The sequence below is a fragment of the Actinomadura formosensis genome, from assembly GCF_050948385.1.
Lineage (GTDB): Bacteria > Actinomycetota > Actinomycetes > Streptosporangiales > Streptosporangiaceae > Spirillospora > Spirillospora formosensis.
Map to the genome: position 1 here is coordinate 2575567 of NZ_CP192011.1, position 18435 is coordinate 2594001.

Annotated in this window: 18 protein-coding genes; 10 read left to right on the forward strand and 8 right to left on the reverse strand. The window is 73.3% G+C overall.

The window, feature by feature from the left end; genetic code table 11:
* Positions 1 to 42 precede the first annotated feature (42 nt).
* A complete protein-coding gene (locus ACQP1N_RS12180) occupies positions 43 to 1140 on the forward strand; it encodes a hypothetical protein (protein ID WP_067802072.1) in 1098 nt (365 codons plus the stop codon).
* Here ACQP1N_RS12180 and ACQP1N_RS12185 read toward each other — a convergent pair.
* Positions 1134 to 2855 carry a hypothetical protein gene (locus tag ACQP1N_RS12185; RefSeq protein ID WP_131732721.1) on the reverse strand — a complete coding sequence of 574 codons (1722 nt, stop codon included), beginning with the start codon at positions 2853 to 2855 and terminating at the stop codon, positions 1134 to 1136. The two genes, ACQP1N_RS12180 and ACQP1N_RS12185, sit on opposite strands and share 7 nt — an antisense overlap.
* A gap of 101 nt (positions 2856 to 2956) precedes the next feature.
* Between ACQP1N_RS12185 and ACQP1N_RS12190 the strand changes: the two genes are divergently transcribed.
* Genes ACQP1N_RS12190 through ACQP1N_RS12200 form a run of 3 tightly spaced genes read left to right on the forward strand, consistent with a single transcriptional unit; the run spans position 2957 to position 5594 of the window.
* A complete protein-coding gene (locus ACQP1N_RS12190) occupies positions 2957 to 3634 on the forward strand; it encodes a response regulator transcription factor (protein ID WP_067802067.1) in 678 nt (225 codons plus the stop codon).
* On the forward strand, positions 3628 to 5091 hold the full coding sequence (locus ACQP1N_RS12195; RefSeq protein WP_433231221.1) for an ATP-binding protein: 1464 nt from the start codon (positions 3628 to 3630) through the stop codon (positions 5089 to 5091). The genes ACQP1N_RS12190 and ACQP1N_RS12195 overlap by 7 nt, the downstream gene beginning before the upstream one ends.
* On the forward strand, positions 5088 to 5594 hold the full coding sequence (locus ACQP1N_RS12200; protein WP_131732719.1) for a hypothetical protein: 507 nt from the start codon (positions 5088 to 5090) through the stop codon (positions 5592 to 5594). Before ACQP1N_RS12195 ends, ACQP1N_RS12200 begins: the two co-directional genes overlap by 4 nt.
* Here ACQP1N_RS12200 and ACQP1N_RS12205 read toward each other — a convergent pair whose 3' ends face one another.
* The 3 genes from ACQP1N_RS12205 to map all read right to left on the reverse strand — a co-directional run bounded on the left by ACQP1N_RS12205 (position 5595) and on the right by map (position 8073).
* Positions 5595 to 6311 (reverse strand): metal-dependent hydrolase, encoded by a 717-nt coding sequence (locus tag ACQP1N_RS12205; protein ID WP_174548880.1) that lies wholly within the window; start codon positions 6309 to 6311, stop codon positions 5595 to 5597. It abuts the gene before it with no gap.
* A 160-nt stretch (positions 6312 to 6471) separates the two neighbouring features.
* Complete coding sequence (locus tag ACQP1N_RS12210) at positions 6472 to 7161, reverse strand: ComEA family DNA-binding protein (RefSeq protein ID WP_067802056.1); 690 nt, start codon at positions 7159 to 7161, stop codon at positions 6472 to 6474.
* Between the two features lie 60 nt (positions 7162 to 7221).
* Positions 7222 to 8073 carry a type I methionyl aminopeptidase gene (gene map, locus ACQP1N_RS12215; RefSeq protein WP_067802054.1) on the reverse strand — a complete coding sequence of 284 codons (852 nt, stop codon included), beginning with the start codon at positions 8071 to 8073 and terminating at the stop codon, positions 7222 to 7224.
* A 67-nt stretch (positions 8074 to 8140) separates the two neighbouring features.
* Here map and ACQP1N_RS12220 point away from each other — a divergent pair, with 67 nt between their 5' ends.
* Positions 8141 to 8317, forward strand: coding sequence for a hypothetical protein (locus ACQP1N_RS12220; RefSeq protein ID WP_165488397.1), 177 nt, complete (start codon positions 8141 to 8143; stop codon positions 8315 to 8317).
* Between the two features lie 70 nt (positions 8318 to 8387).
* Here ACQP1N_RS12220 and ACQP1N_RS12225 read toward each other — a convergent pair whose 3' ends face one another.
* Positions 8388 to 8984, reverse strand: a complete 597-nt coding sequence (locus ACQP1N_RS12225; protein ID WP_067802051.1) for a hypothetical protein — start codon at positions 8982 to 8984, stop codon at positions 8388 to 8390.
* Positions 8985 to 9076: 92 nt separating this feature from the next.
* Between ACQP1N_RS12225 and npdG the strand changes: the two genes are divergently transcribed.
* The 4 genes from npdG to ACQP1N_RS12245 are packed head-to-tail and all read left to right on the forward strand — an operon-like array spanning position 9077 to position 11994.
* Positions 9077 to 9781 (forward strand): NADPH-dependent F420 reductase, encoded by a 705-nt coding sequence (gene npdG, locus ACQP1N_RS12230; RefSeq protein ID WP_067802046.1) that lies wholly within the window; start codon positions 9077 to 9079, stop codon positions 9779 to 9781.
* Between the two features lie 47 nt (positions 9782 to 9828).
* Positions 9829 to 10911 (forward strand): potassium channel family protein, encoded by a 1083-nt coding sequence (locus ACQP1N_RS12235; RefSeq protein ID WP_165488396.1) that lies wholly within the window; start codon positions 9829 to 9831, stop codon positions 10909 to 10911.
* Positions 10912 to 10943: 32 nt separating this feature from the next.
* A complete protein-coding gene (locus ACQP1N_RS12240; RefSeq protein WP_131732718.1) occupies positions 10944 to 11261 on the forward strand; it encodes a hypothetical protein in 318 nt (105 codons plus the stop codon).
* Positions 11262 to 11265: 4 nt separating this feature from the next.
* Positions 11266 to 11994 carry a hypothetical protein gene (locus ACQP1N_RS12245; RefSeq protein ID WP_242608872.1) on the forward strand — a complete coding sequence of 243 codons (729 nt, stop codon included), beginning with the start codon at positions 11266 to 11268 and terminating at the stop codon, positions 11992 to 11994.
* Positions 11995 to 12040: 46 nt separating this feature from the next.
* Here ACQP1N_RS12245 and panB read toward each other — a convergent pair whose 3' ends face one another.
* Complete coding sequence (gene panB / locus ACQP1N_RS12250; protein WP_067806946.1) at positions 12041 to 12892, reverse strand: 3-methyl-2-oxobutanoate hydroxymethyltransferase; 852 nt, start codon at positions 12890 to 12892, stop codon at positions 12041 to 12043.
* A gap of 281 nt (positions 12893 to 13173) precedes the next feature.
* Here panB and ACQP1N_RS12255 point away from each other — a divergent pair, with 281 nt between their 5' ends.
* Entirely contained in the window at positions 13174 to 15294 is a 2121-nt protein-coding gene (locus tag ACQP1N_RS12255; protein WP_255218850.1) for a SpoIIE family protein phosphatase, read from the forward strand.
* 57 nt (positions 15295 to 15351) lie between these two features.
* On the opposite strand, the gene ACQP1N_RS12260 is transcribed toward ACQP1N_RS12255, so the two are convergent.
* A complete protein-coding gene (locus ACQP1N_RS12260) occupies positions 15352 to 17136 on the reverse strand; it encodes an NAD+ synthase (RefSeq protein WP_433231229.1) in 1785 nt (594 codons plus the stop codon).
* Between the two features lie 32 nt (positions 17137 to 17168).
* Positions 17169 to 18428: an MDR family MFS transporter gene (locus ACQP1N_RS12265; protein ID WP_433231231.1), complete on the reverse strand. Its 1260-nt coding sequence runs from the start codon at positions 18426 to 18428 to the stop codon at positions 17169 to 17171.
* Between the last annotated feature and the right edge of the window lie 7 nt (positions 18429 to 18435).

The following is an 18435-nucleotide window of genomic DNA, read 5'->3' on the forward strand; positions in this document are numbered from 1 at the left end:
CAAAAGAGACATAAGCGAACAAGGCTGACTAATCGGGGGATCATGGACGCCGCTACCCTGTCCGAGCTGCGCAAGCCGCGGGCCTACCCGGCCGTGTCGGTGCTGATGCCGACGCACCGGGCCGTCACGGGCAGCCGCGAGGACCGCATCCGGCTGCGCAACCTCCTGGCGGAGGCACGGCGGCGGCTGCACGACGACGCCCGGGTCCCGCCCGGCGCCGCCGACCACGTCGTCCACGGGCTGGAGCGCGCCGCGGAGGAGGTCGACCTGCGGCACGCGTCCGACGGGCTGGTGCTGTTCGCCGCCCCGGGCGGCGAACACCACGCGTTCACCATCGGCCAGCACGTGGACGAGCGGGTCATCGTGAACACCGGGTTCGCCACCCGCGACCTCGTCGCCGCCTACACCCGCACCCCGCGCTACTGGCTGCTGTCGCTGTCGGACCAGCGGGCCCGGCTGTGGGACGGCCGCGGCGAGGAGCTGACCGAGCGCACCGGCGGCGGCTTCCCGGCCGTGCCCGCGCCGATCGACGAGGCCGGCTCCGGGCGGCAGGCGCGGCGCGCCGCGCAGGGCGGCGACGGCGAGCGGCAGCGGCAGCTCATGCGGGACGTGGTGGCCGCCCTCGACCGCGTGCTCGGCCGGGACCGCCGCCCGCTGATCGTCGCGGGCGTCACCCGGCACCAGGCGTTCTTCGACGAGGTGGCCGGGCCGCACATCACCGTGGCGGGCCGCGTCGACGGCAGCTTCGAGGGCGCCGCGCCCAGCACCCTCGCCGACGCGGCCCGCCCGGCGCTCGCCGCCTACGAGGACCTGCGGGAGGTCGGCGTGCTGGCGGAACTGGAGGCCGCGCGCAGCATCCAGCGGTACGCGGGCGGGCTCCGCGAGGTCGGCCGCCTGGCCGAGGAGGGCCGCGCCGAGCACCTGGTCGTCGAACGCGGCTACTACGCGCCCGCGGTGCGGACCGGCGGCGAACTCGTCCCGGTCGACGGGAGGCCGGGCGACCTCAAGGGCGCGGACGTCGTCGACGACGCCGTGGACCACGCCATCGAGACGGTGCTGGAGTACGGCGGCGAGGTCACGTTCGTCTCGGACGGCTTCCTCGTCGACCACGACCGCATCGCGCTGGTGACGCGCTACTGAGCCGCCGGGCAGACCGGGGCCCGCCAGACCACCCAGCCGTTCGGGTGGTCCCGCCGCGGGTACGGCCGCCAGCCCGCCGGGTGCGCGGGCCATGACGCCTCCGGGGACGTCCCGTCCGGCAGGGAGGTCAGCACCGTGCACACGCCGGGCGCGGGCGGGCGGCCGTCGCGGACGTCGACTCGGCCGATCCGCGTCCACCACACCGGGTGCATGAGCTTGATCCGGACGTCCCAGCCGACCGCCACGTCCGCGACGACCCCGCCCGCCGCCGGGCCGGGGAACGGCCGAGCCGGGTGGATGCGGTCGGGCGACGGCCCCATGAGGAACGTCATCGCGGCCAGGTTGATCCCGGCCACGCCGAGAGCCAGGAGAGGCGTCCTGGCCGGCCTCGACAGCAGGAGCAGCCCGCAGAGCAGGACGCCCGCGCTGAGCGCCGTCCACTGCAGGTGCAGCGCGGTGCGGTCGCCGGTCAGGAACATGGTCTCGGGGAAGTCGAAGCCGATGAACGTGTGGGTGCGCAGCCGGTCGCCCGCGTAGCCGGCGACCCACAGGCCCGCGCCCTCCATGACGAGCAGCGCCGCCGCCGTCAGCCGCATCGCCGTCCGGGCCTGCGACCGGACGAGCGCCGCCGCGCCCGCGAGCGCGTAGACGAGGGCGAGGCAGGACAGGTACCGGCCGTAGGCGAAGTTGCCGACCCGGTGCTCGTCCGGCAGCGCGGCCGTCGACGCGTACGCGATCCCGCAGGTCACGGCGGTCAGCACGGCCGCCATGAGCCGGTCGGCCGGCGGTGTCCGCCGCCGCACCAGCGCCGCGGCGACGACCACCAGCCCGATCCCGGCCAGCCCCCAGGTCGAGACGATCAGGTACCAGACCTGCCCGGCGGCCCCGGCCAGCGCCCGCTCCTGCCCCGCCACCGTGGTCATCCGGCGTTCGAAGTTCCCGGCCAGGTCCCGCGTGCCGTGCCGGTACATCGTGTTCTGCAGATGCGCGTTGAACACCGCAGCCGCCGCGTACCCGGCGGCGGCCACGCCGCCCGCGACCAGCGCCGCGCGCCGCCGCAGGGGTTTCACCGCGAGCACGGCCAGGGCCAGCGCGTGCACGGCGAGCAGGACCGTCCCGCGCGTGTGGACGGCCGGCGTGTAGGCCGCGACCACGCTCGCGAGGACCCCGTCCACGGCCCGGCCTTTCCGGGCGAACCGGTCCAGGCTCAGCAGCCACGCCAGGACGAGCGCGGGCAGCACGGCGTCCGCGAGCACGAACGCGCCGAAGAACGTGGTGGCGGGCAGCAGCGCCGCCGTGAACGCGAGCGGCAGCGCGGCCCGCCGGGCCAGCCCGAACCGGCGCGCCGCCGCGTACCCGAGCGGGAACAGCGCCGCGCCGATCAGCGCGTTGATCACCATGACGGCCGTGTAGACCGTCACCGGGTCGTGCGACGACCAGGAGGCCGGGGTGAGCAGGAGGGGATAGCCGCCCCGGTAGAAGGTGTTCCCGGACAGGTCGGCGGCCGGCCCGCCGGTCAGCCACCGGGCCGCGACCAGGTAGCCGGTCTCGTCCGGGTTCGCCACCGGCCCGGTCCGCGCGCGGGCGAACCACAGCCGTACCGCCACCTGGGCGAGCACACCGGCGGCGAGCAGCCAGCCGAGGGCGCGCGGCCGGGCGGGGGACGGGGAGTCCGGCGGTGCCTGCGGAAGGGCCGGAGTGATCGCGAGCGTCATGACGATCACGCTCCCCGCCGTATGTCATCGCCGTGTGCGAGAAGTGTCCGGATTTCGTGACACAGTGCGGTGCTTGATCGCGGGTGTCCAATAATGGCCCGGTGGCGAGCATTCTGTTTGTCGAGGACGATCCGTCCGCGCGGACCGCCCTGGAACTGGCGCTGACCCGGCAGGGGCACGGGGTGACCTCCCGCGCCACCGGCGAGGACGGCCTGGAGGCACTGCGGGCCCGGCGCCCCGAGATCGCGATCCTGGACGTGATGCTGCCCGGCATCGACGGCATCGAGGTGTGCCGCCGCATCCGCCGGGACGACTCGCTGCCGGTGATCCTGCTGACCGCGCGCGGCGACGACCTCGACATCGTCCTCGGCCTGGAGGCGGGCGCCGACGACTACGTGGTGAAGCCCGTCGAGCCCCGCGTCCTGGACGCCCGTATCCGCGCCGTCCTGCGCCGCGCCGAGCACACCCGCCTCGACCGTTCCGTCTACGGCGACCTCGTCATCGACCGGGCCTCGCTGAAGGTCGCCAAGGGCGGCGCCGATCTGCGCCTCACCCCGACCGAGCTGCGGCTGCTGCTGGAGCTGACCCGGCGGCCGGGCCAGACCCTCACCCGCCAGTACCTGCTCGCGGAGGTCTGGGAGCACACCTACCCCGGCGACTCGCGGCTGGTGGACGCCTGTGTGCAGCGCGTCCGGGCCAAGATCGAGGACGAGCCCGCCGAGCCCCGGCTGATCGAGACCGTCCGCGGCTTCGGCTACCGCTTCACCGCGCCGTGCTGAGGCTGCGCCCCCTCACCGGGCTGCGGGTCCGGCTCGCCGCGGCGTTCACCGCGGTCGCGCTGCTGGCGTCCGTGCTGGCGTCCGGCCTGTCCTATGTGCTCGTGCGGCGGGTGATGCTGCAGCGCGCCCAGGATGCGGTGCTGAGCGAGGTGCGCACCGCCCTCGCCCAGCACATCCCGGACCAGCTTCCGCCGGACACGCAGGAGGACGTAGGTGAGGAGCTGCTAGAAGCCCTCACCGCCGAGGGACACCAGGCGGTGTGGGTGCCCGTACCACTGGACGGTTCGGTGAGGCTGCCGGAGCCCGGCCATCTCGACGTTCCCGTCAGCAAGGAGTTCGCGCGGCGCGCGATGCGCGGAATGGTCTTCCAGCGCGTCGTCCGCAAGGAGAGGATGAACCGGAGCCGCCCCTATCTGCTGGTCGGGGCGCGCGTCACCGGCTACGAGACGACGATGGACGAGCCGCAGCGGACCACCCCGCCGATGGTCTTCCTCACGGCGAGCCTGGACCGGGAGGCGTCCGACCTCCGGCTGTTCACCCGGGTCCTGTCGATCGCCGACGCGGTCGCGCTGCTTGCGGCGCTCCTACTCGCGCTGCTGGCCACCCGGGGTGTGCTGCGCCCGGTGCGCCGCCTCGGCGCCGCCGCCCGCGCGCTCGGCGCGGGCGAGCTGGCGACGCGCGTGGACGTGCGGGGCCGGGACGAACTGGCCGACCTCGCCCGCACCTTCAACCGCACCGCCGAGGCGCTGGAGCGGACGGTGCTCGAGCTGCGCGCGATGGAGGCCGCGTCCCGCCGGTTCGTCGCCGACGTGTCCCACGAGCTGCGCACCCCGCTCACCTCGATGATCGCGATGACCGACGTGCTCGCGGACGAGGCGGGCGGCGACGACGGCGATGCCGCCCGGCTCGTCGCGGACGAGACCCGGCGGCTCGGCCGGCTCGTGGAGCACCTCATCGAGATCAGCCGGTTCGACGCCGGCGCCGCCTCGCTCGTTCTGGACGAGGTGAACCTGGCCGACGCGATCGCGGGCACGCTGGACGCGCGCGGCTGGCGGTGCCGGGTGACCGTCGAGGGCCCCCCGGACCTGTTCGCCCGCCTGGACCCGCGGCGCTTCGACGTCGTCATCGCCAACCTGGCCGGCAATGCGCTCAAGCACGGCGGCCCGCCGGTCACGTTGCGCTTTGCGCCGGCCGACCGCGACGGGACCTCCGGCGTGGAGGTCGTCGTCGCCGACCGCGGCCCCGGGCTGCCCGGCGAGCTGATCGCCGTGGTCTTCGACCGGTTCGTCAAGGCGGAGGCGGCCCGTTCCCGCAGCGACGGCAGCGGGCTCGGCCTGTCGATCGCGAAGGAGAACGCCATGCTGCACGGAGGAACCCTGGAGGCGGCCAACCGCCCGGACGGCGGGGCGGAGTTCACGCTCTGGCTGCCCGCTGGGAACGGTGGTGGGCCGGCATGAGACGGTCGCGTCTCCGCCGGGCCGCCGCCGTGGCCACGGCGGTCCTCGCGACCGCCGGCTGCGGCGTCCGGCCGACCGGGATCATCAGCGCGGGCGACCCGCCGGACGCGCACGGGAACGCCGCCGCCATGACCGTCTACCTGGTGCAGGGCGGCAGACTGGAGGCGGTCACGCGGCCGGGGCTCCCCGGCCGCCCCTACCTGGCCATCGACCAGTTGTCGGTGACGCCCACATCGTTCGAGCGCAGCTCCGGCCTGCGCACCGAGGTTCACCCTCCGGCCCGTGTCGAAGAGGCCGCCGCCAAGCCGACCGTGCTGATCGTCCACCCGGCCGGTCCGCCGAGCGGCCGGCGGCAGGTCTGGTCGCGTCTTGCGGTGGCCCAGATCACCTGCACCGCGGCCGCCATCCCCGGCGTGGAGGCGGTCAAGCTGGCCAAGGTGCACGGCCCGATGGCCAGGCTCGGCCCGTTGACCTGCGACCAGTTCTCCGACCTGCTGTCCTGATCAGTTCCTCGTCAGCCATTGGGCGGTGATGTCGCCGAGGACCGACCGGATGGCGAGGACGGCGATGCCGAGGGTGAGGACGGGCATCACCACCCAGCGCTCCACCTTGCCGTCCGTCCGCGGGACGACCGGGATGTCGATCCGCCACGGCAGCGGCCAGAACACCGGGCAGCCCCTCGGGGTCAGGCAGTCGCCGGCGACGTGCGCCAGGCAGCCGAGGGTCACCGCGAACCCCGCGAAGCTCATATCGATCTTGTGCATGAGCCAGACGGCGATGAGGGCGAGCGCACAGTCGGCGAGCGCGGACTGGGGCTCGCGTCCCTCGAAGTCCAGCCCGACGCCGCGCAGCCCGAGCCCGACGATCATGAAGAGGCAGGCCCACCAGGCGTAGACGTAGTGGGTGGCGAGCGTGTCCATCGCCCAGCCCATGCCGACCGCGAACAGGATCGAGTGGGTGGCGTGCCGGTGACCGCCCGAGAGCTTCCCGATCCACTTGCACATGTGGTGGGTGATGGGGCCGAACGTGTTGGCGATGCGCCCGTTGTGGTGGTCGATGTCCGGCAGGATCGCCGCGCCCGCGCACACCACGGCGCCCGCCGCGATCTGCTCCGGCGACAGCGTCACCGCGTACTCGCCGAGCAGCCGCTCGTAGCCGAGCACCGGGACGGCGGCCAGCCACGCCAGCGCGCCGCTCAGGGCATGCGTCTTGCCCATCATGTGCCGTTCCCCCGCCTTCCAGAGCGTCCGCCGCCCGTATTCAGGGCGGGACTCTAACCCGCTACTGATCGTTTTCAGCGGCGACGCGCCGAAGGTGGCGCCACGTCCCTTTGATGCGGGGATGGGGGTCTCGGTTCCGGGTCACCCGGCCGGGACCGGATCAGCGGATGAAGACGGCGTAGTCGGCGACGTCGCTCGTCAGGGACGGCGGCAGCCCCGCGATCGCGGACAGCTCCTCGGCGGACATGAACCCGCCCGTCTCCGCCCGCACCCGCTCGATCTTCTCCGCCAGTTCCGGGGTGATGCCGGGCAGCAGCGTCAGCGCCTCCGCCGGGGCGTGGTTGACGTCGATCAGCCCCCCGTCGTTGTACTGGCGCGGCAGGTCGGGACGTCCGATCCGCAGCTCCTTGGCAAGGCCCGGGTCGGCCGCCGCCAGCTCCCGCGCCTTCTCCCGCAGCAGCCGGCGCCGCTTGACCCGCTCCACCACGGCCTCGTTGTCGACCGCCGACAGCCCGTGCGGGTCGAACACGCGGCGCCGGATCAGGAACGCGTGCCCGCATCCCACCACCGCGAGGACGAACAGCAGCATGCCGAACACGCGCTCGGTGCCCTCGTCCTCGTTGATGCCGGGGAGCAGGAACATCGCCAGCGCGAACACCCCGAGATACGCGGCCGTGGACACCGTCAGGTGCAGGCTGCGCCGCCACAGCGCCGCCGCCGCGAACGTGAACGGCGTGGCGTAGCCGAGGGTCAGGAACGGCAGCGCCGCCCACGTCACGCTCAGGGCCGCCCGCCCCGGCGGCATGCTGTCGGACGGGACCCTCGGCTCATAGGGCGCTGGGGCGTTCATCTGGAGAGGTTCTCCCGGCCGGGTGTGTGACGTAAACCGGACTCTAGATCAAGAGGACCGTCACGGCAGGGTGAGGATTTCATGGCCGTCGTCGGTCACCAGGAGCGTGTGCTCGAACTGCGCCGTGCGCTTGCGGTCCTTGGTGACGACCGTCCAGCCGTCCGGCCAGATGTCGTAGTCGTAGGTGCCGAGCGTCAGCATCGGCTCGACCGTGAACGTCATCCCCGGCTCGATGACCGTCGTGGCGCTCGGGTCGTCGTAGTGGGGGACGACCAGGCCGGAGTGGAACGTCGTGCCGATCCCGTGGCCGGTGAAGTCGCGGACGACCCCGTACCCGAACCGCTTGGCGTAGGACTCGATGACCCGCCCGATGACGTTCAGCGCCCGTCCCGGCTTGACCGCGCGGATGCCGCGCATGGCCGCCTCGTGGGTGCGCTCGACCAGCAGCCGCGACTCCTCGTCCACGTCCCCGCACAGGAACGTCGCGTCGGTGTCGCCGTGGACGCCGTCGATGAACGCGGTGATGTCGATGTTGACGATGTCGCCGTCGCGCAGGACCGTGTCGTCCGGGATGCCGTGGCAGATCACCTCGTTGATCGAGGTGCACAGCGACTTGGGGAACCCGCGGTAGCCCAGCGTGGACGGGTAGGCGCCGTGGTCGAGCAGGAACTCGTGCCCGATCCGGTCGAGCTCGTCGGTCGTGATGCCGGGCCGGATGTTCTCGCCGACCTCCCGCAGTGCCTGCGCGGCGATCCTGCCCGCCACCCGCATCTTCTCGATGATCTCGGGTGTCTTGACGTCCGGCTCCCCGGTCTTCGGCCGCTTCTTGCCCACGTACTCCGGTCGCGGGATGGAGGACGGGACCTTGCGCATGGGGGAAACGTTTCCGGGCCGGAGCAGCTGGGTCGTCATAGTGATGGAGTGTAGTCAGCGGGATCGCGGCAACGAATCCCTGCGGAAGCGAGCGAGAGGAGCGCCGATGGCCGGTGACGATGGTGACTGGTGGTTCTGCCTGAAGCACATGAAGGTCGAGCATGGGCCCGGCTGCCCCGGCAAGGACCGGATGGGGCCGTACGCGTCCGAGAGCGACGCGGCGAACGCCCTCGTGCTCGCCCGCGAGCGCAACGAGGCGTGGCGCAAGCAGAACGAGAACTGACTTCATCCGGGGGCGCCCCCCAGGCCCCCGCCGACGACTGAGGGGCACCGCAGCGAAGCGAGGATGCCCCTCAGTCGACGACCGGGCCGGAGACGGCGTCGAGGAACCTGGCGAGGCGGTGGCGGAGCCCGCGCGGGCTCCGCGCCGGCTCCTGCCCGGCCGCGGCGCTGACCAGATGCTGGGCGCCGTCGAACGACATGAGGGCCTCGTCCTTGGGGACGGTCAGCGCCTCATGGGCGAGGCCCCGCAGCTCCCGGTCGCCGCCTTCCAGCGCGAGGACGGTCGCGCCGGTGCGGCGCGCGTCGTCGACCCGCTCCAGCAGCGGGACGGGCGCGTCCTCCTCGGCGACGACGAACAGCGTCTCGCCGCGCCGGGCCGCCTCCAGCCGCTCCAACCCGATCCGCAGGTGCGCGGGCGCGTCGGCGGGCGGCGTCCAGCGGACCAGTGTGGGGGCCAGGCCGGGGACGCCGCCGAGCCGGCTCTCGTCGTCCAGGTGCGCCGCCAGATGCCACGGGTCGTCGCCGGGCGTGCCGACGAGCAGCAGCCCGCCCGGGGTGCGGGAGGTGACCCGCAGCGCACGGCCGAACTCCTGGGTCCGCTCCAGCCAGCCCGTCGTCGACAGGACCTCGCGCAACATGGTGATCTGCTCGGCGTCCACGGGCACCATGCTGCCGCACCGGACGCCTTGATCAGGCGGTTTTCGCCGATGAGGGCGCCCGGGGCGGAGCGTGCGGGGAGCCGCCTGGCAGACTCGATCGCATGACTGAGCAGCAGAAGACCCCCTACGACCTTCCCGACGCGAGCGGCCTGTCGATCGGCATCCTCGGCGGCACCGGCGACCAGGGCAAGGGCCTCGCGCGCCGGTTCGCGCTCGCCGGGCACCGGGTGACGATCGGGTCGCGCAAGGCCGAGCGCGCGCAGGAGGCCGCCGCCGGGCTCGCCGCTGAACAGGGCGCGGACCTGCCGGTCTCCGGCGCGGAGAACCCGGTCGCGGCGGGGGAGTCCGATGTGGTGATCGTCGCGGTGCCGTGGGAGGGCCACAAGGCCACGCTGGAGTCGCTGCGCGCCGAACTGGCCGGCAAGATCGTCATCGACTGCGTGAACCCGCTCGGTTTCGAGAAGGGCAAGGGCGCGTTCGCGCTGCCGGTCGAGGAGGGCAGTGCCGCCGAGCAGGCCGCCGCCGTCCTGACCGGCAGCCGCGTCGTCGCCGCATTCCATCACGTCTCCGCCAAGTTGCTGCTCGACCCCAGCGTGGCCGAGATGGAGCTGGACGTCCTCGTCCTCGGTGACGACCGCGAGGCCACCGACCTCGTCCAGGCCCTCGCCGGCCGCATCCCCGGGATGCGCGGCGTCTACGGCGGCCGGCTGCACAACGCCCACCAGGTCGAGGCGTTCACCGCCAACCTGATCTCCATCAACCGCCGCTACAAGGCCCACGCCGGGCTGCGCGTCACCGACGTGTGACCGGCGGCCGGTCCTGGACCGGCCAACCGCTCGTTAAGCTCGGTGCGGTGCCGAGCTTGAACGATCCGGAGGCGGCGGGGCGCCCGCTCGTCCTGCTGCCCTCCTCCAGGACGGCGCCGCTGCGCGCGGTCGCCAAGCGGGTCGGGATCGCGCTGGTGCTCCTGCTCTCCGTGGTGGCCGTCGTCTACGCCGACCGCAGCGGATACAAAGACTCCGGCGACGGGGAGCTGTCGCTGCTCGACGCCTTCTACTACGCGACGGTGACCGTCTCCACCACCGGCTACGGTGACATCACCCCGGTGGGGGACGCGGCCCGGTTCATCAACATCGTCTTCATCACGCCCGTGCGGGTGCTGTTCCTCATCGTTCTCGTGGGCACGACCCTGGAGGTCCTGGCGGAACGCACCCGCGAGGACTGGCGCAAGTCACGCTGGAGGGCACGCGTGCGGGACCACATCGTGGTGGCCGGCTATGGCACGAAAGGCCGCAGCGCCATCAAGACCCTGCTGAGCACCGGCGTCGACCGCGGGTCGATCGTCGTCGTGGACCCGGACCCGCGCGTGGTGGCCGAGGCGGCGGAGGCCGGGTTCGTGAGCATCGTCGGGGACGCGACGCGCAGCTCGGTGCTCAGGCAGGCGGCGGTGCAGCGCGCCCGGGAGATCGTGGTGGCGAGCGCCCGCGACGACACCGCGGTGCTGATCACCCTGACCGCGCGGCAGCTCAACCCGCACGCCGGCATCCAGGCGTCGGTGCGCGAGTCGGAGAACGCCCCGCTGCTGCGGCAGTCCGGCGCCGACCACGTGGTGACCTCGTCGGAGGCGGCCGGGCGGCTGCTCGGGGTGTCCACCACCCAGCCGAGCGTCAGCGAGGTCATCGAGGACCTCCTCGACCAGGGCAGCGGCCTCGACCTGGTGGAGCGCGAGGTCCGCCCGGACGAGGTCGGCGGGCCGCTCACGGCGGTGCGCGAACCGGCGCTCGCGGTCGTCCGGGGCGACCGGACGCTGCCGTTCGACCATCCCGGCTGCGCGACCCTCGCCGCCGGCGACCGGCTGATCGTGGCGCGGTCGTCGCCGCGGCAGCGCGCCCGCCCCGAAAGCGCGGGAGCGGACGGCGGCTCCGGCGCGTCGTAACAGTGACATAGCATCAGGGTGGCGACAGGCAGGTGGACATGCGAGAGAACCGGTCGGCGGATCCGTGGAGCGCGTTCCTGGCGCCTCCGGGACGCGGCGCCGCGCCGCGCAGGCCGCCCGGCGCGGAGCCCGGCGGCGCGGCCGAGGCCGAGCCCGCCTCGCAGGACGCGTGCCGCCGCGTCCTGGCCCGGCTGCGCGCGGCGAACGGCCCGCTGTCGCTGGAGCAGCTTCACCACGCGACCCGGCTCGGTCTCCTGGAGGTCGCCGACGCCGTCGAGACGCTGCGCGAGCGCGGCCTGGTCGCCGTGGAACGCGAGATCGACGAGGTCGTCCGGCTGACCGAGGGGTGAGCGGGTGCTCGGATACGCCGTCGCCGTCTCGCTGAGCTGCCTCGTCGGCATCGCCGAGCTCGTCAGCCGGTACCGGGACCGGCCCACCACGCTGGTCCGGGTGCCGAGCACCTGGGCGTACGTGCTGATCAACGGGGGAGCGGGCGCCGGTTCGCTGCTGCTTCTGCACACGTTCGGCTGGAAGTTCGGCGTCCGGTCCCCCGAGGTCGCGGGGGCGACGCAGGTGCTCGTCGCGAGCCTCGGCTCGATGATGGTGTTCCGCAGCGCGGTGTTCACCGTCCGGGTCGGGGACGAGGACGTGGCGGTCGGGCCGAGCACGCTGCTGACCTCGCTGCTCGCCGCCGCCGACCGCGGCGTGGACCGCATGCAGGCCAAGACCCGCGCACAGGAGGCGGGCGAGATCATGCGCGGCGTGTCGTTCGCGAAGTCGCGGCTCGCGCTGCCGACGTACTGCCTCGGGCTGCTGCAGAACGTGTCCGCCGAGGACCAGGCCGATCTGCGCACCGCCGTGGACGCCCTGGCCGGCAGCGAGATGACCGACGGGCAGATGGCGCTCAACCTCGGGCTGCTGCTGATGAACGTCGCCGGGCCCGACGTGCTGCGCTCCGCGGTGGAGACGCTGCGCGCCGAGATCATGGCCGACGACCCCGACGGGCATCGCGTCCCGCCGCCCCGCGGCGGCCGGGTCCGCGAGGCCCGCCCCGAGCCGGTCCGGGGCGGGCCCGACCGGTGACCGGGCCCGCGGCCCGGCCGGTGCGACGGCCGGGCCGCGCTGCGGCTCAGCGGTAGGAGTGCTCCGGCGCGGGGTAGGCGCCGCTGACGACCTCTTCGGCGTAGGTGCGTGCGGCCTCGCCGAGCAGGGTGTTCATGTCGGTGAACTTCTTGACGAACTTCGCGGTGTGCGGGGTGAGGCCCGCCATGTCCTGCCAGACCAGGACCTGCGCGTCGGTCTGGTGGCCGGCGCCGATGCCGATCGTCGGGATCGACAGCGACGAGGTGACGCGGGCGGCGAGGTCCTCCGGCACGCATTCGAGGACGACGGAGAACGCGCCGGCGGCTTCGAGGGCCTTCGCGTCCGCCATCAGCTCCTCGCCGTCCTGGCCGCGGCCCTGCACCCGGTAGCCGCCGAAGACGTTCACCGACTGCGGGGTGAGGCCGAGGTGGCCCATGACGGGGATGCCGGCGGCGACCATCGCCTCGGCCTGCGGGATGATCCGGCGGCCGCCCTCCAGCTTGATCGCGTGCGCGCCGGTCTCCTTGAGGAACCGGGTGGCGGCCGTCAGCGCCTCCTTGACGCCCGTCTGGTACGAGCCGAACGGCAGGTCGGCGACGACCATGGCGCGCTTGGAGCCGCGGACGACGGCCGCGGTGAGCGGGATCAGGTCGTCCACGGTGACGGGGATGGTGGAGTCGTAGCCGTAGACGACCATCGCGGCGGAGTCGCCGACGAGCAGCACGGGGATGCCGGCCTCGTCGAAGATCCGCGCGGTGAGCGCGTCGTACGCGGTGAGCATCGGCCACTTCTCGTGCCGCTCCTTGGCGGCGGCGATGTCGCGTACGGTGACCCGGCGTCCGCTCGTACCGCCGTAGAGCGCGGTCGGCTGCGCTGGGGATGCAGCAGAAGAAGACATGCGAGAACCTCCGGTCTTGAGGCGCCACGGTGGCGTACCCAGACGGAACCGATCGTGCCACTTCGAAAACGATTCGGGTACCCCTCGCGATTCCCCGATTTCCCGTGCCGCGCCCCGCAGGCGATGACTCCGAGGCACCGGAACCGCCCCGGAATGACGCGCGGACGACGGAAGTGACGCAATTTCGGCACGGTAGGCGTGATCTTCTCCCCGTTCGGCTGTGTCATGCCCCATACTGGCGCTGGGTAGTGCTAAATGACCGGCTGTCTGGAGCGCGTCAGGTGAGATCCGTCATGGCGCCGCAAGGCGATGCGCCCGCCACCGATTCCGCGTCCCGGACCCTTGTCCTGGGCATAGACGGTGCCAGGCGGATCGTGCAGTGCGGGCCGAACGCCCGGGCCGTCCTCGGCCGGGCCCCCGAGGACCTGATCGGCCGTCCCGCCACCGACCTGGTGGGGGACGAGGCGAAGGCCGAGCTTGAGGCGCTCCTGGAGGCGAACGACCAGGAGCGCAGCGGCGTGATGTCCGTGCTGCGCGGCGACCAGGGCGCCTCCGCCCTCGTCACCGTGCAGCCGATGATCGGCACCGGCCCGGACGCCGCGCCCGCCGCGCTGCTGTTCATCCGGGTGGAGCTGCCGCCCAGCGAGCGCTACCAGGACCCGGCGCTCATGCGCCGCGCGCTGATGGACGACCAGCTCACCCGGTTCGGCGCGTCCCTCGACCTCGACCAGTCCGCCCGCGGCCTCGTCGAGGTCGTCGTCCCGCACTACTGCAACGCCGCGTCGGTGCTGGTCCTGGAGAGCCTCGTCGCCGCCGACGAGGTGCACACCGAGACCGGCTCGGCGGTGCTGCGCCGCATCGCGGTCACCTCCGACGACGGCAACCCGGCGTGGACGTCCACGTTCCCCGTCGGCGAGGTGCTCGTGTTCCCGGAGGGCACCCCGTACCGGCAGGTCATGGAGACGGCCCGGCCCGTCCACCTGCGGCACATCCCCCTGGACGAGGCGACCGAGATCGGCCGGCTGTGGCGCCGCGGCCCGGCCGGGGAACTGCTGTCCGGCGTGTCGATGGTGCTGCTGCCGATGATCGCCCGGGACACGCTGCTCGGCTTCATCGCCTGCACCCGCGTCCCCGGGTTCCGCAAGTTCGACGCCTACGACGTCGAGATCGGCATGGAGTTCGCCAGCCGCGCCGCGATCGTCATCGACAACGCCCGGCTGTTCAGCCGGGAACGCGCGACCGCGCTGGCGCTGCAGCGCAGCCTGCTGCCGATGCGGCTGTCCGCGCCGTCCTCGGTCGAGGTCCGGCACCGCTACCTGCCCGGCAGCAAGCTCGTCGAGGTCGGCGGCGACTGGTACGAGTCGATCGCGCTGCCCGGCGCCCGCGTCGCCCTGATCGTCGGCGACGTCGCCGGGCACGGCGTCCGCGCCGCCGTCACGATGGGGCGGCTGCGCACCGCGCTGCACACGCTCGCGAACCTGGAACTGCCGCCCGCCGACGCCCTGCACGTCATGCACGAGCTGATGATCGAGCTCGGTGAGCAGGAACCCCACTTCGCCACCTGCGTGTACGCGGTGTACGACGCGACCACCGGCACGATCGAGATCGCCTCCGCCGGTCACCTGCCGCCGCTGCTGGCGGGCCCGACCGGCGACAACGAGTACCTGCAGGTCCCGCCCGCCCCGCCGCTCGGCGTCGCGGGCGGCGCCGCCATCGAGAGCCGCGAGTTCACCGTCGAGGACGGCAGCCTCTTCGTCATCTACACCGACGGCCTCGTGGAGAACCGCGGCCGCGACATCGACGACGGGCTCGCCCGCCTGCAGAAGATCTTCGGCCCGGACTCGGTCGACCGTCCCATGGAGGACCTCGCCAAGGCGACCCTCGCCGGCGTCTACGCCGACCAGCACCGCGACGACATCGCCGTCCTCATCGCCCGGCTGCGCCGCCTCCCCGAGGACCGCTACGCCTCCTGGACGCTGCCCGCCGACCCGGCCGCCGTCCGCCGCGCCCGCGGCCTCGTCCGCTCCCGGCTGCAGGAGTGGGGCCTGGAGGAACTCGACTACACCACCGAACTGCTGGCGTCGGAGCTCATCACGAACGCGCTCCGCTACGCGCCCGGCCCGATCCAGCTGCGCCTCCTGCTGGAGCGCACCCTCGTCTGCGAGGTGCTGGACCGCTCTGCCGCCCTGCCGCGCCTCCGCCGCGCCGAGGACGACGACGAGAACGGCCGCGGCCTCCTCGTGGTCAGCCAGCTCGCCCACCGCTGGGGCACCCGCCGCACCGCGGCCGGCAAGGTCGTCTGGTGCGAGCAGATCGTCCCGGGCATCGACCCCGACGCCTCCGAACAGGTCCCCGCCTGGCCCGAGGAGACCTGGCCGGGCGAAAGCCATCACCGCGGTTAGCCCAGGGGGCAACCCCCCGGAACCCCTGCTACGGCCGAGGGGCTGAGGTTCTGGGGGCTACCTCTCTCGCCAGGCGTTGGTGATGGGGAGGCGGCGGTCGCGGCCGAAGTTCTTCGGGGTGATCTTGGGGCCGGGCGGGTACTGGCGGCGCTTGTACTCGGCCATGTCGACCAGGCGGATGACGCGGTCGACGAGGGCCGGGTCGTGGCCGGCGGCGACGAGGGCCTCGCGGCCCATGTCGCGTTCGACGTAGTCGGCCAGCATCGGGTCGAGGACGGTGTACTCGGGGAGGCTGTCGCGGTCGCGCTGGCCGGGGCGCAGCTCGGCGGACGGCTCCTTGACGATGATCGCCTCGGGGATGGGCTCGTGCCCGAACGGGTGCAGGAACGGCAGGTCGGCGCCGGCCTGGGTGTTGCGCCACCGGGCGAGGTCCCAGACGGTGAGCTTGAAGACGTCCTTGATGGGGGCGAAGCCGCCGGCGGAGTCGCCGTAGAGGGTGGAGTAGCCGGTGGCGAGCTCGCTCTTGTTGCCGCCGGTCAGGACGAGGTGGCCGTGCTCGTTGGACAGGGCCATCCAGATGTTGGCGCGGATGCGGGCCTGCAGGTTCTCGGCGGCGAGGCCGTGCAGGTCGAGATGCTCCTCGAACGCCTCGACCATGCCGGAGATGGGCACGATCCGGGAGTTGACGCCCTGCCGTTTGACGAGGTCCTCGGCGTCCACGATGGAGCCCTCCGAGGAGTACCGGCTCGGGAGCAGGACGGCGTGGACGTTCTCCGGGCCGATCGCGTCGGAGGCGATGGTGGTGACGAGGGCGGAGTCGATGCCGCCGGACAGGCCGAGGACGACCGAGCGGAACCCGTTCTTGCGGACGTAGTCGCGGGTGCCGAGGACCAGGGCCGCGTAGATCTCGGCGAGGTCGTCCATGGGCTCGGCGGTGGTCTGCGGCCGCACCGGGTAGGCGGGCAGCGGGGCCGGGGTCAGGACGTGCCGGTCGATGGTGATCGTCGTGCCGTCGAGGGCGTCCACCGGGGTGCGGCCCGGCCGGGCGGACGGATCGGCGGCGGGCAGCGCGAGGTCGGCGACGAGGAGGTGCTCGACGAACTGGGGCGCGCGGGCGAGCGGGGTGCCGTCGGGGCCGACGATGACGGAGTCGCCGTCGAAGACGAGTTCGTCCTGGCCGCCGACCATGTTGACGTAGGCGAGGGCGCAGCCGGCCTCGCGGGCGCGTTCGGCGCACAGGTCGAGGCGGACGTCGTCCTTGTTGCGCTCGTAGGGGGAGGCGTTGACGGACAGGAGCAGACCCGCGCGGGACTCGCCCGTCACGCTGACGGGGCCGCCGTCCTGCCAGAGGTCCTCGCAGATGACGGTGGCGACGTCGACGCCGTGGACGCGGACGACGGGCAGCCGGTCGCCGCGCACGAAGATCCGGTACTCGTCGAACACCCCGTAGTTCGGCAGGTGGTGCTTGGCGGTGCGGACGAGCACCTCGCCGCCGTGCAGCCACGCGGCGGCGTTCAGCGGTGCCCCGGCGGGCTGCCCGGACCGGACGAGCCCGACCGCCCGGCGGTCCAGGTAGCCGGTGACGACGGGCAGGTCACCGAGGCCCTCGTCGGCGAGCCGGCGGGCGAGCCGCTCCAGGGCCACCCGGCACGCCTCGACGAAGGACGAGCGCAGCGCCAGGTCCTCCACCGGGTAGCCGGACAGCATCATCTCGGGGAAGGCGACCAGGTGCGCGCCCGCGTCGGCGGCGCGCCTGCTCCATTCCACGATCAGGTCGGCGTTGCCGTCGAGGTCGCCGACGGTCGGGTTCACCTGCGCGAGCGCGATCCTGAGCTGTGCCACGCCCCAAGGGTAGAACGTCGGAGGCGGTTTCGTCACTTTGACGAGAAGGACGTGTCGAGGACCGCGGCGCGGCGCCGCCTGATCGCGGGGGCGAGCGCGAGCTGTGCCGCCGCCGCGGTGAACGCCAGGCCCGCGCAGGTCAGCCACAGCATGATGGCTCCGCCCGAGCCGAGCAGCTGGGTGCCGCCGAGCGGCGCCAGCAGGAAGCCGCCCGACCACGCCATCCCGTACAGGCCGCCGTACCGGCCGCGCAGGCCGGCGGGCGCGAGATCGGCGACGACGGCCTGCAGGACGGCCGCGGCGGCGATCTCCCCGAGCGTCCACACCAGGATCGTCGCGGTGTAGGCGGCCACCGTCGACGCCAGCGAGGTGAGCCCGTAGCCGATCCCGACCAGGGCGAATCCCGCGGCCAGCACCAGGCTGTGGTCGCGCCGCGTCAGCCACGCGTTGACCAGCGGCTGGACGATGATGATCAGCACCCCGTTCGCGCCGATCGCGAGGCCGTAGGCCCGCGGGCCGAGCCCGTCCTCCTTCATGGCCAGCGGCATCGTCGTCATGCCCTGCATCAGGACGAAGGTGTAGACGAGGGTGATCAGCACGTAGCAGACCATGACCCGGTCGCGCAGCACCCGCCCGAACCCGCCGGAGTCCCCGGCACGGGCGTCCCGCGACCGCGTCTCGGGGACGGCCCGCCACACCAGGATCCCGAACCCGGCGCAGGTGAGCGCGTCGATCCAGAACAGCCACAGGAAGCCCTCCTGCGCGAGCGCCCCGCCGAGCACCATCGCGACCGCCCAGCCCAGGTTGACCGCCCAGAACAGCAGCCCGAACGCGCGCGGGTGGTCCGCCGGGGAGATGACGTCGGCGACCATCGCCTGCGCGGCCGGCCGGTACATGTCCAGCAGGACGCCGAGCAGCAGCGCCGCCGCGACGATCGCGGCGAACCCCTGCGCGTAGCCGAGCGCGAGCATCGCGGTGCCGGTGCCGACGGTCGCGAGCGTCAGCGTCGCGCGCCGGCCGAGCCGGTCGGCGAGCGCGCCGCCGGCCATCTGGCCGCCGAGCGAGCCCGCGCCGAGCACCGCCAGCACCACGCCGGCCTGGGCCAGCGACAACCCCCGGGCGGTGGTCAGGTAGAGGCCGAGGAACGGCTCGACCATGGTGCCGAGCCGGTTGAGCAGCGTCCCGGCCCACAGCACCCAGAAATGCCGGGGGAGTCCGCCGACCCGCGGATGCAGGAACGCCGCGAGCCGCCCCGGAACGGGACCGACAGGAGTGTCTTCCAGAGTGGTCACTGCACGA

What these genes read in the sequence shown, in the direction of transcription:
- ACQP1N_RS12180 (WP_067802072.1), top strand. Translation starts at nt 43, where the DNA reads ATGGACGCCGCTACCCTGTCCGAGCTGCGCAAGCCGCGGGCCTACCCG.
- panB (WP_067806946.1), bottom strand. Translation starts at nt 12,892, where the DNA reads ATGTCTTCTTCTGCTGCATCCCCAGCGCAGCCGACCGCGCTCTACGGC.
- ACQP1N_RS12210 (WP_067802056.1), bottom strand. Translation starts at nt 7,161, where the DNA reads ATGAACGCCCCAGCGCCCTATGAGCCGAGGGTCCCGTCCGACAGCATG.
- ACQP1N_RS12205 (WP_174548880.1), bottom strand. Translation starts at nt 6,311, where the DNA reads ATGATGGGCAAGACGCATGCCCTGAGCGGCGCGCTGGCGTGGCTGGCC.
- ACQP1N_RS12185 (WP_131732721.1), bottom strand. Translation starts at nt 2,855, where the DNA reads ATGACGCTCGCGATCACTCCGGCCCTTCCGCAGGCACCGCCGGACTCC.
- map (WP_067802054.1), bottom strand. Translation starts at nt 8,073, where the DNA reads ATGACGACCCAGCTGCTCCGGCCCGGAAACGTTTCCCCCATGCGCAAG.
- npdG (WP_067802046.1), top strand. Translation starts at nt 9,077, where the DNA reads ATGACTGAGCAGCAGAAGACCCCCTACGACCTTCCCGACGCGAGCGGC.
- ACQP1N_RS12225 (WP_067802051.1), bottom strand. Translation starts at nt 8,984, where the DNA reads ATGGTGCCCGTGGACGCCGAGCAGATCACCATGTTGCGCGAGGTCCTG.
- ACQP1N_RS12200 (WP_131732719.1), top strand. Translation starts at nt 5,088, where the DNA reads ATGAGACGGTCGCGTCTCCGCCGGGCCGCCGCCGTGGCCACGGCGGTC.
- ACQP1N_RS12220 (WP_165488397.1), top strand. Translation starts at nt 8,141, where the DNA reads ATGGCCGGTGACGATGGTGACTGGTGGTTCTGCCTGAAGCACATGAAG.